We start from the raw sequence: 14,817 nt of genomic DNA, 5'->3' as shown, positions 1-14,817 counted from the left end.
TGATGCGCATTAAACAACGTGAAATACCCAAGGCAATGCCTCAACTGCACTCATTACCGCCTATCCTGCAGCGTATTTATGCCACCCGTGGAGTGACGGATGAAGCACAACTGGACCGGCGTCTGCAAACCCTGCTGCCGTTCAGTGCCCTGAAAGACATTGATAAAGCCTGCCTGCGCCTTGAACAGGCGCTCCGCGAACAGCAATGCATTTTAATCATTGGCGACTTTGACGCCGACGGCGCCACGTCCACAGCGCTTGCTGTCTCGGCGCTGAAGGCATTTGGTGCCCAGTATGTTGATTTTCTGGTGCCTAATCGTTTTGAATTTGGTTATGGTCTGACGCCTGCCATTGTCGAGGTCGCCAAAAAATGGCAGCCCGATCTGATCATTACGGTCGATAACGGCATTGCCAGCATGGAAGGGGTCGAGGCTGCCAATCGTGCCAGCATTGATGTGTTGATTACCGATCATCATTTGCCAGGCGAGCAGTTACCCAATGCCTGCGCCATTGTGAACCCCAATCAGGCCGGAGATCAGTTTGAGAGTAAATCCATTGCGGGTGTAGGAGTTATTTTTTATGTGATGCTGGCCTTAAGGCGTCATCTGGTCAATAACGGCTGGTTTACTGCTCAGCAGCTGCCCGAACCTAACATGGCGCAATTTCTTGACCTCGTGGCCTTAGGGACTGTCGCGGATGTTGTTGCACTGGATCAGAATAACCGAATTATGGTTAATCAGGGATTGACACGCATTCGTCAGGGCTTATGTCGTCCGGGCATTAAAGCCATGATTATTGTCGCCGGACGCGAATGTTCCCGCCTGCGTGAAAGTGATCTGGGGTTTGCTGTGGCACCGAGACTTAACGCGGCCGGTCGCTTGGATGATATGTCGCTGGGTATTTCCTGCCTGTTATGTGAGGATGAAAAACAGGCCAAAGTGCTTGCCGAGCGGCTTGATGAACTCAATCAGGAGCGCCGCCTGATTGAAGCGGAGATGAAAGAGCAGGCGCTGGCTTCGGTGGATGATCTCATTAAAAAGATTGACGGGCAGCGCCTGCCTGTGGCGTTGTGCCTGATGGATAAATTGTGGCATCAGGGGGTCATCGGTATTCTGGCTGGGCGCTTGAAAGAGCGTTACCATCGCCCGGTGATTGCTTTTGCGATGGTCAGTGAAACCGAACTGAAAGGGTCGGCCCGCTCCGTGACGGATTTAAATATCCGGGATGTGCTGGCTGCTGTTGACAAAGACCACCCGGGTTTAATCACCAAATTCGGTGGTCATGCCATGGCCGCGGGTTTAAGTTTACCGGTGCAATCCTTCAGCGCGTTTCAGGCAGCTTTTCTTGCTGAAGTCGAACGGCATTTGGACATCAGCCAGTGTGAAGGGCAATTGTTGACGGACGGTCCCCTGAAAGACACCGAATTCAATCTTGAAACGGCCCATCTGCTGCAACAGGGAGGCCCTTGGGGTCAACAGTTTCCTGAGCCCTGCTTTGATAATGTGTTTGAAGTTCTTGATCAGCGCGTCGTCGGTCAAAATCACCTGAAGCTGACTTTCGCACTGCCTGAAACCGGTGGCACGGTCGATGCCATCGCCTTCAATGTCGATCGCAGCCAATGGCCAAACCACCGTGTCCGGGAAGTGCATGCCGCCTATCGTCTGGATGTCAATGTCTATCAGGGGCGCACCCGTTTGCAACTGATGATTGAAGCATTAAATCCAGTCAGTTGATGCCTGGAGGTTACCGTCGTCCGTAACGGGGCATGGAGGAGTCCAAAGACTGAATGGCAGTCATTGCCTGCTCAGTCCCAATCCTCCAACCGGGTTTCCTGCGGTTGCCCGCGAAGGCATCCAAACTAGCATAAAGCCGCATAATTCGTCTCCAGCCGTCGCGTTTTTAGTGTATAATTGCCGCATTCTTTTTTGTGTGATGCCCAAGTTTTGACTGATGCCTTAATTTCTCCTTTAGCGGTCGCTCCCATGATTGATTGGAGCTATACTCATTTTCGTGTGTTGATGCGATTTATCGCACCTCGGGCGCTGCTTTATACGGACATGCAAACCACCGGTGCCGTGCTGAATAATCCCAAAAAAGCCCTGGGTTTTCACGACTGCGAATTGCCTTTGGCCTTGCAGCTGGGCGGATCAGACAAGGAGTCGCTGGTCCAATGCGCCATTTTGGCGGAGGAAAAAGGCTACAGTGAAGTAAACCTGAATTTAGGCTGTCCGAGTGATCGGGTGCAGGCCGGCCGCTTTGGAGCCTGCCTGATGGCAGAACCCGCGCACGTGGCTCAATGCATCAAGGCCATGAAAGCGGCGGTTCGTATTCCAGTCACCGCCAAGACCCGTATTGGTATCGATGAGCAGGACAGCTATGATTTTTTTTCAGCCTTCGCTCAACATTTAATCGATGCTGGATGTGACAAGCTGGTTGTTCACGCCCGCAAAGCCTGGTTGCAGGGTTTAAGTCCTAAACAAAACCGCACGATTCCTCCTCTGCATTATGATTATGTTTATCGTATCAAGAGGGCATTCCCCGCGCTGCCCGTGGTTATTAACGGCAACATCAATACGGTGGAAGAAGCCCGAGTGCACTGGCAGGCGGTGGACGGTGTGATGCTCGGGCGTCTTGCCTGCAATAATCCTTATGCTTTAGCCGACTTTCATCGCTTCCTGTATCCCGATGTCGCCATTCAAAGCCGCAGTGCCGTGATGGAGAATTATCATCGCTATGCAGTCCGGCAATTCGAAGAGGGCGTGCCGTTGAGCATTCTGCTTAAGCCGGTGCTTAATCTCGCGCACGGGTTGGCGGGAGCGCGGCGTTTTAAAGAGTTGCTGGTTTGCGCGCAACAGAAAAAAAATCCTGGCTTGGTGGAGGACGCCGTTTTTCGGTTGCAGGAGATGGAAAAAACAAAACAGGGAGAGTTGCTTGAATGAATGCGTTGCTGACAACAATAATCTTGCTGGTGGGTTCCAATACCTTCATGACCATGGCCTGGTATGGTCATTTGAAACAGCAGAGCAGCAAGCCGCTGATAGTGATTATCCTTTTAAGCTGGTTGATTGCCTTTTTTGAATACACATTGATGATCCCCGCCAACCGCATTGGCTTTAACCAGGCTCACCTGAGTTTACCGCAGCTTAAAATCATGCAGGAAGTGATTACCCTGTCGGTGTTTTTACCTTTCGCTGTTTTTTATATGGGGCAGCGGGTGCATTTGAATTTTTTATGGGCCTCGCTCTGTTTGCTGGGAGCTGTGTATTTTATTTTTAAACCCATGGCGTCCTAGATGCTGAGAGAATAACCAATAAGCCAAAAGTCCGGCGGGTAAAGCGGATGAATCACTATATTCATAGTAATTTTTCTCAATTTCTAGTAAATTAAGCGATTTTGATTGCCACGATTATTAAGAGGATTTGCAAGGTCATGCTGAATACGTTGATAAAGAAAATGTTTGGGAGTCGTAACGAGCGGACTCTGCGGCGCATGGAAAAAACCGTCCTCAGCATCAATGCCCTTGAGCCTGCAATGAAGGCTTTGTCCAATGAACAGCTTGCCGCGAAAACAGCGGAGTTCAAACAACGTTTTTCCCGGGGGGAATCACTTGACCAATTGTTGCCAGAGGCCTTTGCTGTGGTGCGTGAAGTGTCTGTCCGCACCATGGGGCTTCGTCATTTTGATGTGCAGATGATTGGCGGTATGGTTCTGCATGAAGGGAATATCGCTGAAATGCGTACCGGGGAAGGTAAAACCCTGGTTGGTACTTTGCCGGCTTATTTAAATGCCATCAGCGGGCGCGGGGTTCATGTCGTCACTGTGAATGATTACCTGGCCAAGCGCGACAGTCAGTGGATGGGACCCATTTACGAATTTTTGGGCTTAACCGTGGGCGTCATTGCGCCGGACATGTCGCATGCTGCCAAGCAGCAGGCTTACCGTGCTGACATAGTCTTTGGTACCAACAATGAATTTGGTTTTGATTACCTGCGCGACAACATGGCGTTCAGCTTAAGCGACAAGGTGCAGCGCGAATTGAATTTTGCCATCGTCGACGAGGTGGATTCCATTCTGATTGATGAGGCGAGAACACCGCTCATCATTTCCGGTGCGGCGGAAGGAAGTTCTGAGCTGTACATGAAAGTCAATAAACTGATTCCCCAATTGAAAAAGCAGGAAGAAGAAGGGGACGGCGGCGATTATACGGTGGATGAGAAGCAGAAACAGGCTCACCTCACCGAAGCCGGGCATCAGCATATTGAAGAACTGTTGATGAAAGAAGGCCTGCTGGATGAAGGTGAAAGTTTATACCACGCCAGCAATATCATTCTTATGCATCATGTCAATGCGGCATTGAAAGCGCATGCCATGTTCCATCGCGATGTGGACTATATCGTCAAAGATGGCCAAGTGGTCATTGTTGACGAACACACCGGCCGTACCATGTCGGGTCGACGCTGGTCAGAAGGCCTGCATCAGGCCATTGAAGCCAAAGAGCTGGTGCCCATCCAACATGAAAACCAGACACTGGCATCCATTACTTTCCAGAACTATTTCCGGCTGTACGACAAGCTGGCGGGGATGACCGGTACGGCGGACACCGAAGCTTATGAGTTCCAGCAGATTTATAATCTTGAAGTGGTGGTTATTCCGACCAACAAGCCGATGCGCCGTCAGGATCAGGCTGATCTCATCTACCTGGGCCTTGAAGACAAATACCAGGCCATCATCGATGACGTGAAAGACTGCATGGCGCGCAAGCAGCCGGTTCTTGTTGGAACGGCTTCCATTGAAGCATCCGAATTATTAAGCCAGTTAATGAAGAAAGCGGGCATTAAACATCAGGTGTTGAATGCCAAATTCCATGAAAAGGAAGCACAGATTATTGCAGAGGCCGGGCGTCCGGGTGCAGTCACCATTGCCACCAACATGGCAGGACGAGGTACCGACATTGTTCTTGGCGGCAGTCTTGCAGCAGAGCTGGCCATGTTGCCTGACGGGGCTTCTGAGGCTGAACGTCAGGCCATTAAAGAGGATTGGCAAACACGTCATGATGACGTGATCAAGGCCGGAGGCTTACGCATTATCGGTTCTGAACGTCATGAGTCCCGTCGTATCGATAACCAGTTACGAGGCCGCGCCGGCCGTCAGGGCGACCCCGGCAGCAGCCGATTCTATTTATCACTCGATGACAATTTAATGCGTATTTTCGCTTCCGAACGGGTCATTAATATGATGCGTCGTTTAGGCATGAAGCCTGGAGAGCCGATTGAGCATAACTTAGTCACCAAAGCAATTGAAAATGCGCAGCGTAAACTCGAAGGCCATCATTTCGATGTCCGAAAACAGCTGTTGGATTATGACAACGTCGCCAATAACCAACGGCGGGTGATTTATACCCAACGCGCGGCCATCATGGCCATGACCGATCCAAAGGAAGTGGTGGATGCCATGCGCGAAGAAGTCATTTATACCCTGGTGGATAATTTTATTCCCCCGCAAAGCCTCGAAGATCAATGGAATCTGGATGGGTTGTCCAAAACCCTGTATGAAGATTTTCAGGTCAGAGCCGATGTGGCGGACTGGGTTGAAAAAGATCATGCCCTGCAGCCGGAGCAGATTAAAGAACGTGTCTTTAACTTATGCTATGAGCGCTATCAGGAGAAAGAGAAACAGGCTGGCCGTGAAGTGCTGGCGCAATTTGAGAAATCGGTTATTCTCCAAACCATGGATAATCATTGGCGTGAACATTTAGCGTCCATGGATCATTTGCGTCAGGGCATTCATTTACGCGGCTACGCTCAGAAAGATCCGAAACAGGAGTATAAACGTGAAGCCTTTGCCCTGTTTACCATGATGCTCGATACCCTCAAATACGAAATCATCCGCTTGCTGACCTCGGTGCAGGTTCAAACGGAAGAGGACGTCCAGGCCATTGAAGAGCAGCGTCGTTCCGAGCAGGTCCAGAATGTGCAGTTACTGCGTCAGAGCGAAGAGGACGGCGAGGAGAGGGCGGAGGGCATGGAAGACCATACGCCTTATCGCCGTGAAGGACAAAAAATAGGACGCAATGATCCTTGCCCCTGCGGTTCTGGTAAGAAATACAAGAGTTGCCACGGAAGTTTGGTGTGAAAGTCGCTGTTGCCGTTATAGTAGACAAAAACCAGCGTATTCTAATTACCCGTCGTCCCGCCCATGCCAGCCATGGGGGGATGTGGGAGTTTCCCGGTGGTAAGCTTGAAGAAGGTGAGGCAGCCGAGCAAGCCTTGTGTCGTGAAATCGATGAAGAAGTGGGCATTCAAATCAACAAGTCGACATGCCTCGGCGAAATCAATCACCAATATCCCCATAGAACAGTGACGCTGGTTGTGTTTTTGGTGGACGAATTCACCGGTCTTGCGACCTGCCGCGAAAAGCAAATGGGCTTGTGTTGGGTACCTTTTGAGCAGCTCTCTGATTATTCATTTCCTGAAGCCAATTATAAAATTGTGCAATTACTAAAGGCGCATGCCTCTTTTTCCGCTGAACACTCGCTATAAATTAGATTCACGCGCGAAATTCCGCGCGCCCAAAATTCATAAGTTGTTCAATTCCTGTTTTCAATGGTGTTAATAATCCCTTAATTCAAGGCCGGTATACTGGCAGGAAATGACCAGATGAGTGAATTATGACTAAAAAAGTAGCATTTGTGGATATTGATGGCTGTATTCTTCATGGGAACAGGTTAAATCAAGCCCTGGTTGAACAACTTCGTGAGTATGATGAAGTCATTCTATTTACGCAACGAAGCGTCTATCTTCAAATGGCACAAATCCCACATAAATACCAATTATCTGGCGTGGAAGAAGGTGATCTTGTTAATACGCCCGATGTGGTTGATGAGCTTGGGAAGGTGCTGGGAAAACGCATCCGAGTATCGACCTCCATTGACCCATACTATAAAAATGGCAAGCCGATGCAATACTTTGATGATGTGCTGAAAGGCTTTGAAGATGAATTAAAAAAGGCAGCCGGCTCAGTAAAACAGGGAGAAAAGTTCAAGTTACCGGCTCCTTTAGTGGAACAATATAACGAAGAAATCACCTTGGTTTGGGATGGTGTTGAAAAAACCGATTCTATAAAAAAAGAAGACCCTGCCTCCTTTTATCCGCAAGGCAAAGTAGACCAATTTAATCATTTAAGTCAGGCACTGCCTGATCTGCTGGAAACACATGATTTTGAAATTACCTATTTTGACGACAGCCTGCATAATCTTTACGAGGTGGCCAAAGAAACCAAAGGTAATATGAATCCACCCCGATGCCTGGTCGTACGAGAAGCGTATATTAGCCCTCTCAATAACTGGCAAGTTGATTATTCAGGTCAAAGGGATGTCAGTCGTGAACTGCAGAGCCAGCTGCAAGAAACATCGATCGCCAAATTATGTAAGTACGTGGTGCTTCGTGAAGGGGAACGCCGAGAATCCAACAGCGAATACAATGGCGCCACGGCGCGATTTTTCGCGTTGGATTCCCGTAGCGCCACCGTCAAACTCAGCGCCGCCAAAAAAGCGATTAAAATTTTGCAGGGTTATGATGACGCTCAATATGTTCTCAATGACAATGAGCTCGCCGCGTTGCAGCAAGGTCGATTAAAGGACAGGATTGGCAGCGACGGGTTGCAAGTTGTTAAGGGCTTTTGTCAAAAATACGAAGACCACGTCGCTATTATTCATTAAATTGTCTCTCTGCGTGCTACCCAACTATTTGTGGGTGGCGCGTCTCCGCCTTTTACTAAAGGCAATCTGGCCCAATTCCTGCATTCTTTCTTCATCGGAAGTCTTAAACGGTAGTGGAGGGATTTCATTATCATGAAAAAAGCACTTGTTACGGGAGGAATGGGCTTTATCGGCAATCATCTCGCTCACCGGCTGCTTAAGGCAGGGGTCGAGGTCATCATTCTTGATAAAAACATCGACAAGCCAGGGTATTATGACGTGCGTGATGCGTTGATTATCGAGGGCGATGTGTTGTCAAAAGCGCTGTTGCATGATCTGCTCAACGAGGTCGATGCCTGTTTTCATCTGGCTGCCCTGGCGTCCATTGCCCTGTGCGAGCGGGATTGGCTCTTCAGCCATGCCGTGAATGCATTGGCGTTTAATTATCTGCTCGATGAAATCAGGCTGCGGGATAAACGTCCCAAACTGGTCTATGCCTCCTCGGCGGCGGTGTACGGCGACTCAAGGACCCTGCCTCTGGAAGAAAAAGAGCCGCCTCATCCTGTTTCCAATTACGGCTGCGACAAACTTTGCAATGAAATGTATGCAGGAATGATGTCACGAATGGCCGGCGTTTCTTCCATTGGGCTGCGATTTTTCAATGTGTACGGCCCTGGTCAATCCGCCACCAATCCCTACAGCGGTGTCATAAGTCACTTCAAACAGGCGATTTTGACACACCAAAACCTGACCATTTATGGTGATGGCCAGCAAACGCGCGATTTTATTTACATCGATGACGTGGTGGATGCGTTAATAAAAGCCGCCAGTGTCGATTGTTCAGAGGCTTTCGTATTTAATATCTGCAGCGGAGAGGCAATAACTATTGAATCCTTAGCCAGGCTAATGCTTAAATTAACCCATTCACAGGGTAAAATTGACTTCTTGCCTGCCCGCGGCGGCGATTTGGTACACTCCCTGGGTAAAACGGAACTGGCGCAAAAGCAACTGGGGTTTAAGGCTAAAACGCAAATTGAGGATGGTTTAAAGCAATTTTTAAACGATTCCTGCTAAAAAAAGGATAACAACATGGCGCAGGATAATAACGGGTATCTAATTACCCGCCAATTGACAGCGAAAACGCTGCCAGACGGGATTATTCCCATTGAAAGCATCAATCAGCTGCCGCCTCAGGGCTGTCTTTTTGTCCTTATTGATTTCAATGACGGCTATACTCTGAATGTGATCCACGACATCAGACAGAAGGAAAATTACCAGCTGTCCCCTGTTTTTTATAGCGGTACGCCGCCTGAGCATGCCGAGCAGCTTCTGGACGGGCCTTTTACCGACGATCTGTTTTCTCGGGCCAAAGCCATTCAGGATAAAATCCAGTTAGTTAAAGCCGTCCATAAAGAAAAAATCAGCGATTTCGAGCAATTAATATGCAGTTACCTGTTCGTGAGAGAAGAGTACATTCTGAGAGGTTTTCTGGATTATCGCTCACCTTCCGGCTTCCAATACCCCTTGCTGGATATTCTTGGATTTCATGAAGATGCTCAGCACTATTGGTACATGCTGCAGGGGATGGAGTCACGAAAACTCCTAAAGCATGAGACTTTAATTGATGAAATCCAGACCTGCCCGCATTGCCGATCCGGTTTGCTAAACTTTAAAAATTGCTGTCCCAATTGCCAGTCTGTCCATATTGCCGTGCAATCATTCATTCATTGTTTTTCCTGTGGAAATGTCGGTCCGTTGTCTGAATTTCTTCACCACGAAGAATTGGTCTGCAGCCGCTGCCATGTGAAACTCCGGCACATCGGCATCGATTATGACAAGCCGATGGAGGATAAGATTTGCCAGGATTGTCAACATGCTTTCTTTGAAGCCGCGGTCAATGCCGTTTGCATGGTTTGTGAGAAACTCTCTGATCCCGGTGATTTGCAGGCGAAACGGCTGTATGAATACCGTCTCGCACGACGCGGGGAGGCGCTCGCCAAGGGGATTGATCAGCATTTGATTGTCGAACTGGGCCAGTTTTTGAAACTCATTGATTTGAGTATTTTTATGATGGTTGTCAAATGGCAAACCATTCTTGCACGACGCTATGATCAATTAATTTACAGTCTTTTTGCCCTAAAAGTAACCAATGAAGAGGAATTAATCAACCAGCTGGGGATGTTTAAAACCGAAAAACTGTTGATGGAATTTTTCGAGCGGGTGAGGACTTTATTACGCGACAGTGATTTGGTGACGCGTGACAATAAAACCGTCATCTTCTTTTTACCCATGACCCCTCAGCAAGGTTGCGATATTATCCATGAGCGCATCAGGGCGTTTGCTGAAATTCAGTCTGAGAATAAAATTAATATCAGCGTCGGTATGATGTCGTCCTGGGATGTGATAAAAAATGATATCGGATCGGATTTGCTGCTGGCGGAATTGTATAACCGGATCAATAACAATGAATGATTTTCTCTATGGGCTGGCCTACTACTTTACCAGTCTGTTTTCCATGGGAAACATCAAAAGCTTCCTGTTTATCTTTTTTCCGTTTGTATTTTTGCTTGAGTTGCCATTTTATGTGTTGACGATACTTTACAGTATCCGGGGTTGGATTAACCTGCATTTTAAAGGCGAGTTTGCCCGAGGCTATTATCCGATTGTCACCATCGTCATTACAGCCTACAACGAAACCTATGAAGAAATCCTGACCACGATGCGTGCGGTAGGCGAGCAAATCTATCCGGGTAAAATCGAAACAATGATCATTGTCGATAATGCTGTAAAGAATATAAAAACCGCTCAGTATGCAAAACAATTGGCCGCGCAATTTGGGAAGCTGCCGAATCGCTTTTTTACAGTCATTGAACGCCAGACTCGCGGCGGCCACGCCAGTTCCATGAACCTGGGTCTTAAACTGGCCAAGGGCGAAGTATTGATTATGCTGGATGCGGATACCTCCATTGACAATCAGACTGTCGCCAAGGCCGCGGCTCATTTTATTGATCCCAATGTCATTGCTGTTTCCGGAGCAGTCAGGGTAAGAAATTACAAAGACTCCATACTGACAAGGCTTCAGGCCATTGAATACATGATCGGGATTCAGTTGGGTCGTTTCGGTCTAACCGAATTAAATGTAACCAATAATATTTCCGGTGCTTTTGGTGTTTTCCGCACTGGTTTTTTAAAACAGATTGGCGGCTGGTTAAATGGCACTGCGGAAGATCTGGATTTAACCCTGCGTCTGCATGTTTACGTCAGCCGATATACCCATTTAAAAATAGTCCACGAACCCTTCGCCATTGCCTGGACGGCGGCGCCTGTCAAATTAAAAACCCTGCTGAAGCAACGCTTACGCTGGGATGGGGATTTGTATTATATTTACGTGAGGCGGCATTGGCGTAAATTCAGCCCGGCCCTGATGAATCGCATGAAAATGTTCTTCTTTAGCTGGTATGGTCTGTATTACCAATTGGTGCTGCCGTTTATTGTTCTGCTTTACAGCATTCTATTATTTCTGCAATATAGCCTGACGGTGGTTGTCGCTGTTAACATCCTGGTTTACTGTTATTATTTGCTGACCGGACTATTGATGTATGTGTTATTTTTACTGTTGGTCTCGGAAAGGCCGCGGCAGGATGCCAAAATGATAGGCTGGGTGCTATTAATGCCCATTTATCAGCAGTTCATGCGTTACATGGCGACCATTTTTATTTTAAATGAAATCATTTTTAAAGGACATAAGGATTCTTCAATGGCCCCCTGGTGGGTTATAAAGAGAACCAAATAAGTCGGGTGATATGGGAATTCACTTTCGTAAAAAAGCGCCGTCAGACCAATTGCCAGTCCAGTATGGCGAGGGGATCCGTACGCCTCCCAAGATGCGCTGGATTCTTCTGGTACTTATTTTAAGTATTCCTTTGGCTATTTTGTTGTATCAATTAATTAATGAATACGTTTTTATCCGTTTTTCAGGATTGATAGCTTACGACACCATCATTATCCGTGCGCCTGATGAAGGTTACATTGAAAATCTGAATGTGCAACCGGGACAAAAGGTCAGGAAAGGCGAGATGATTTTAAAATTCATTTCACCGGAAACCCTGACCAAACTGCAGTACCTGGAGAAGGAAAAAGAACGCATCACCGACCTGATGAACTCCTTGGGCGATCAAACGCCAGACAATTTGGAAAATTTACTGGACGTCGCTAAAAAGGACATCGAATCCAGCAAAGCCGTCTACGAGCGCTTTGTTAAATACGTCAATAAAGGCGATATGGCGGAGCTGCAGTTGGAAGAGGCCCGGAAAAACTGGGTAAATGCGCAGAGAAATTATGCGGCGCTTGAACAGCAGATTCAGGAGGCGAAACTGCAGTCGAAAACGCTCCTTGAGGTCAATTATAAACGCAAGATTTTAGAGATTGAAAGCAATATTGCGGAAGTAAAAGATAAAATCGCTCATTTTACCATTCTGGCTCCTCAACCCGGCACCATCATGAGCATTTCAACGCATCAGGACGAGTACGTGTCTGCCGGTCAAAATTTAATGACCATTGTGACTGAGCGCAATATGCGCATCATTGCATTCATTGATCCAAAATACGCCGAAGAAGTGTATCAGAACAAACAGGTCACCATCACGTTCCCGGGCAATGAGAAAATCGAAGGGCGCATCATTAATACCCCCAGTTACGCGGAGAAAGTTCCCTTGTCGCAGATTAACCCATTAGCCACCCGCGAGAATAAATTGATTGCGATCATTCGTCCCGACGAAACCATTCCCCAAATATATCAGGTCTTTGGTATACCCGTGACCATCGAATTAGAATAAAATAATCAACTTTATTAATTTGTAAACAATTATTGAGTGGATTATGACCGTTTTATCGTTAAAAATGCTTGCTGCGCAATCACTGAAAAACAATCATCCTGAAAAATTACTGGCTCTTTATAATAAAGCAATTGATCCCGGCATTGAGCAAACCTACATTACTCCCCAAATTGAGGCGTTAATCAGGAAAGAAAAAGCACACTATGAACGTGAGGTAGAGGCCAGGAAAGAGGTGGTGAAAGACACGACGTCGCAGGTAACAAGCAGCCGCTTTTTTCATAAAGTGTCGGCCTGTACCAGCATGACACTCTCCACGGGCGTTCATGTGGCAACCTATTACATTCTTGGGGCGGCGGAGGTTGATGCGAATATCCGCATGCTGTGGTTGGCTTTAACGCCAGTCTCCACCCTGGTTGGAATCGCCACCGGTGTGTTTTGCATTTATCCCTTTGCCCGAGGCATGGTGGGGTGCATGACGCCCTCTGTCTCTTCCGAAAGAACCATTGATCTTGAGCAGGTTATTCGCCAGGGACGTTAAACGGGTCAGTCTGGGTGCTGAATCGGCGGTGGATAGCTCAATGAATAACTTATTGCCGTTCATTGAGCAGCGACAAAAGAGAGCCTAACAGAATAATACTGACGCCTGCCATTTGCAGGAGGCTAACCTGTTCACCCAGGAGCAGGATACCGAAGATGACCACAAACACCGGTTCAAGAACTGACAAAATGGATGCCTGGGTGGAGCTAATCAGTTTTAAACCATTGAGCAGCAGAAGAATGGGCAGGGCTGTGCACAGGATACCGATGCCCAAAATATTACCCCAAACCGACAGGCTTGCAGGCCAGGTAAAGGATCGATCAAGCAGGGCGGTTATCAAGGAAATGATCATGCATCCCAGGCATAACACCAGGGTCGAGGGCAGGGGCGATACACGGCTTTTCTTACTGGCTAAAATATAAAGCGCATAAAGCAGCGCGGAGAGAATGCTTAAAACAATGCCAAGGGGATTAAAATGGAACTGTCCGCCCTGCACCAAAAACACCATGCCGCTGAAAATAATCAACAAGGAAACACAATAAATCAGGTTGAAAGGGAGCTTGTAGACAAGCTTGTTGATTAACATCACCAAGGCGGGGTAAGTAAAAAAAACGACCATGGCTAGCCCGGAACCGATGTAGTTTGCCGCGATAAAATACAGGATGGAGCAGGCGCCATAGAAAAAAATCCCATGACTTAGAATCGTTAAAAAATCCCTGCGCGTTAATTTTAGCCCATCCCTTTGCCAAAGCATGATCAAGGCAATAAATAACCCGGCCACCATGAATCGCCAGAATAACATGGTGTAAACAGAAATATGCTCATGAATTACAGTAATGCCAAAATAACCGATTAGACCAAAAAACAATCCGGATAACAGGCAATAAAGAACGCCTTTCGATCGTGAGAACAAATAAAACCCCTGGGCAAATCATGTCATTGCCCAAATCATATATGGGCTGGATTGTCAGCGCAAATACCCACTCAGTCAGAAGGATTAGATCTGGCAAATGCCTAAGTCCAGTCGGGCATGGGTTTCACGAATTTCCCTCATGGTGGAGGCTTCACACAGACGAAGGCTTAAACCATGATGACCCAGCTGCATGCGCGGCACAATGCCAAAGGTTTTGTCGATGCGCAAAAGAATAAGATGACAGGAGGTTTTCGGTGGTAACGCACGTTGGTAAAAGCCGCTGAATAAGTCAATTTCATCGAATTGGGCGGTGTCGCGCAGTAAGCGCAGGTAAATGCTGACCGTCGCCTGCAGGGTGCGCAGGTGGTTTAACCAAATGGCCAAATCGCGTTGTCTCTCGCCGGGATTGGATTCCAGCCAGAGAAGCAATTGCGGAGAGTACATTTCGCAATCATTGCTTTGGGTTGGCTGTGTCAGGCGAATCGATTGTAAAAACGGATTCTGATGAATGCCTTCGCCAAACAGGCCGGCCGTGTGAGTTAAGGATTGAATTTGCGTATAAAGATTATCGTAAAGTGCGCTTGCCACGATGGTGTTGGATTTGTTAATCGAATGCTCTATGCGCATTAACTCTTTAAGAAAACGGCTTTTTAATTCCGGTTTTTCGATGAGCTTAATGATTTCAATGATGTTTTTTAACGCATAATGATGGATGACCGGGTGAGTTTCCTGACAGGCTTGATCAATGGTTTGACAAAGGCATTCAAGGCGCAAGGCAATTTTTGGCAAAAAATGGGTTGCCAGTTGAAAGGTGATCGTATCTTGAGGCATAAAA

Annotated in this window: 13 protein-coding genes; 11 read left to right on the top strand and 2 right to left on the bottom strand. The window is 47.5% G+C overall.

Going from position 1 to position 14,817, the window contains the following annotated elements; translation table 11 throughout:
* The first annotated feature begins 2 nt into the window (after positions 1-2).
* From recJ to GH742_RS08370, 11 genes are all read left to right on the top strand, one after another.
* Positions 3-1,733: a single-stranded-DNA-specific exonuclease RecJ gene (recJ, locus tag GH742_RS08420; protein WP_203454375.1), complete on the top strand. Its 1,731-nt coding sequence runs from the start codon at positions 3-5 to the stop codon at positions 1,731-1,733.
* Positions 1,734-1,943: 210 nt separating this feature from the next.
* A complete protein-coding gene (dusA, locus tag GH742_RS08415) occupies positions 1,944-2,939 on the top strand; it encodes a tRNA dihydrouridine(20/20a) synthase DusA (RefSeq protein WP_203454374.1) in 996 nt (331 codons plus the stop codon).
* The gene (locus tag GH742_RS08410; RefSeq protein ID WP_203454373.1) at positions 2,936-3,292 is read left to right on the top strand and encodes a DMT family protein; all 357 of its coding nucleotides are present in this window, start codon (positions 2,936-2,938) and stop codon (positions 3,290-3,292) included. Before dusA ends, GH742_RS08410 begins: the two co-directional genes overlap by 4 nt.
* A 137-nt stretch (positions 3,293-3,429) precedes the next feature.
* Positions 3,430-6,132, top strand: a complete 2,703-nt coding sequence (gene secA, locus GH742_RS08405) for a preprotein translocase subunit SecA (protein WP_203454372.1) — start codon at positions 3,430-3,432, stop codon at positions 6,130-6,132.
* A complete protein-coding gene (gene mutT / locus GH742_RS08400) occupies positions 6,129-6,539 on the top strand; it encodes an 8-oxo-dGTP diphosphatase MutT (protein ID WP_203454371.1) in 411 nt (136 codons plus the stop codon). Before secA ends, mutT begins: the two co-directional genes overlap by 4 nt.
* A 128-nt stretch (positions 6,540-6,667) precedes the next feature.
* Positions 6,668-7,717 carry a hypothetical protein gene (locus GH742_RS08395; RefSeq protein ID WP_203454370.1) on the top strand — a complete coding sequence of 350 codons (1,050 nt, stop codon included), beginning with the start codon at positions 6,668-6,670 and terminating at the stop codon, positions 7,715-7,717.
* 132 nt (positions 7,718-7,849) lie between these two features.
* The gene (locus tag GH742_RS08390) at positions 7,850-8,770 is read left to right on the top strand and encodes an NAD-dependent epimerase/dehydratase family protein (protein WP_203454368.1); all 921 of its coding nucleotides are present in this window, start codon (positions 7,850-7,852) and stop codon (positions 8,768-8,770) included.
* Between the two features lie 15 nt (positions 8,771-8,785).
* Positions 8,786-10,168, top strand: a complete 1,383-nt coding sequence (locus GH742_RS08385) for a GGDEF domain-containing protein (protein WP_203454366.1) — start codon at positions 8,786-8,788, stop codon at positions 10,166-10,168.
* Positions 10,161-11,489, top strand: coding sequence for a glycosyltransferase (locus GH742_RS08380; protein ID WP_239005185.1), 1,329 nt, complete (start codon positions 10,161-10,163; stop codon positions 11,487-11,489). The genes GH742_RS08385 and GH742_RS08380 overlap by 8 nt, the downstream gene beginning before the upstream one ends.
* Positions 11,490-11,499: 10 nt before the next feature.
* The gene (locus GH742_RS08375; RefSeq protein WP_203454364.1) at positions 11,500-12,531 is read left to right on the top strand and encodes an HlyD family secretion protein; all 1,032 of its coding nucleotides are present in this window, start codon (positions 11,500-11,502) and stop codon (positions 12,529-12,531) included.
* A gap of 43 nt (positions 12,532-12,574) precedes the next feature.
* Positions 12,575-13,069 (top strand): hypothetical protein, encoded by a 495-nt coding sequence (locus GH742_RS08370; RefSeq protein WP_203454362.1) that lies wholly within the window; start codon positions 12,575-12,577, stop codon positions 13,067-13,069.
* A 49-nt stretch (positions 13,070-13,118) separates the two neighbouring features.
* Here the strand turns inward: GH742_RS08370 and GH742_RS08365 are convergent, their stop codons facing one another.
* Both GH742_RS08365 and zapD read right to left on the bottom strand, forming a co-directional pair.
* Complete coding sequence (locus GH742_RS08365) at positions 13,119-13,982, bottom strand: DMT family transporter (protein ID WP_203454360.1); 864 nt, start codon at positions 13,980-13,982, stop codon at positions 13,119-13,121.
* An 84-nt stretch (positions 13,983-14,066) separates the two neighbouring features.
* A complete protein-coding gene (gene zapD, locus GH742_RS08360) occupies positions 14,067-14,813 on the bottom strand; it encodes a cell division protein ZapD (protein ID WP_203454358.1) in 747 nt (248 codons plus the stop codon).
* Between the last annotated feature and the right edge of the window lie 4 nt (positions 14,814-14,817).

The sequence above is a fragment of the Legionella sp. MW5194 genome (genome assembly GCF_016864235.1).
Taxonomy (GTDB): domain Bacteria; phylum Pseudomonadota; class Gammaproteobacteria; order Legionellales; family Legionellaceae; genus Legionella_C.
This window is presented reverse-complemented; position numbering and strand designations above follow the sequence as displayed.

Coding starts and splice junctions, on each gene's coding strand:
- GH742_RS08390 (WP_203454368.1), top strand. CDS start 7,850: ATGAAAAAAGCACTTGTTACGGGAGGAATGGGCTTTATCGGCAATCAT.
- secA (WP_203454372.1), top strand. CDS start 3,430: ATGCTGAATACGTTGATAAAGAAAATGTTTGGGAGTCGTAACGAGCGG.
- GH742_RS08370 (WP_203454362.1), top strand. CDS start 12,575: ATGACCGTTTTATCGTTAAAAATGCTTGCTGCGCAATCACTGAAAAAC.
- GH742_RS08375 (WP_203454364.1), top strand. CDS start 11,500: ATGGGAATTCACTTTCGTAAAAAAGCGCCGTCAGACCAATTGCCAGTC.
- GH742_RS08395 (WP_203454370.1), top strand. CDS start 6,668: ATGACTAAAAAAGTAGCATTTGTGGATATTGATGGCTGTATTCTTCAT.
- recJ (WP_203454375.1), top strand. CDS start 3: ATGCGCATTAAACAACGTGAAATACCCAAGGCAATGCCTCAACTGCAC.
- GH742_RS08380 (WP_239005185.1), top strand. CDS start 10,161: ATGAATGATTTTCTCTATGGGCTGGCCTACTACTTTACCAGTCTGTTT.
- GH742_RS08410 (WP_203454373.1), top strand. CDS start 2,936: ATGAATGCGTTGCTGACAACAATAATCTTGCTGGTGGGTTCCAATACC.
- zapD (WP_203454358.1), bottom strand. CDS start 14,813: ATGCCTCAAGATACGATCACCTTTCAACTGGCAACCCATTTTTTGCCA.
- GH742_RS08385 (WP_203454366.1), top strand. CDS start 8,786: ATGGCGCAGGATAATAACGGGTATCTAATTACCCGCCAATTGACAGCG.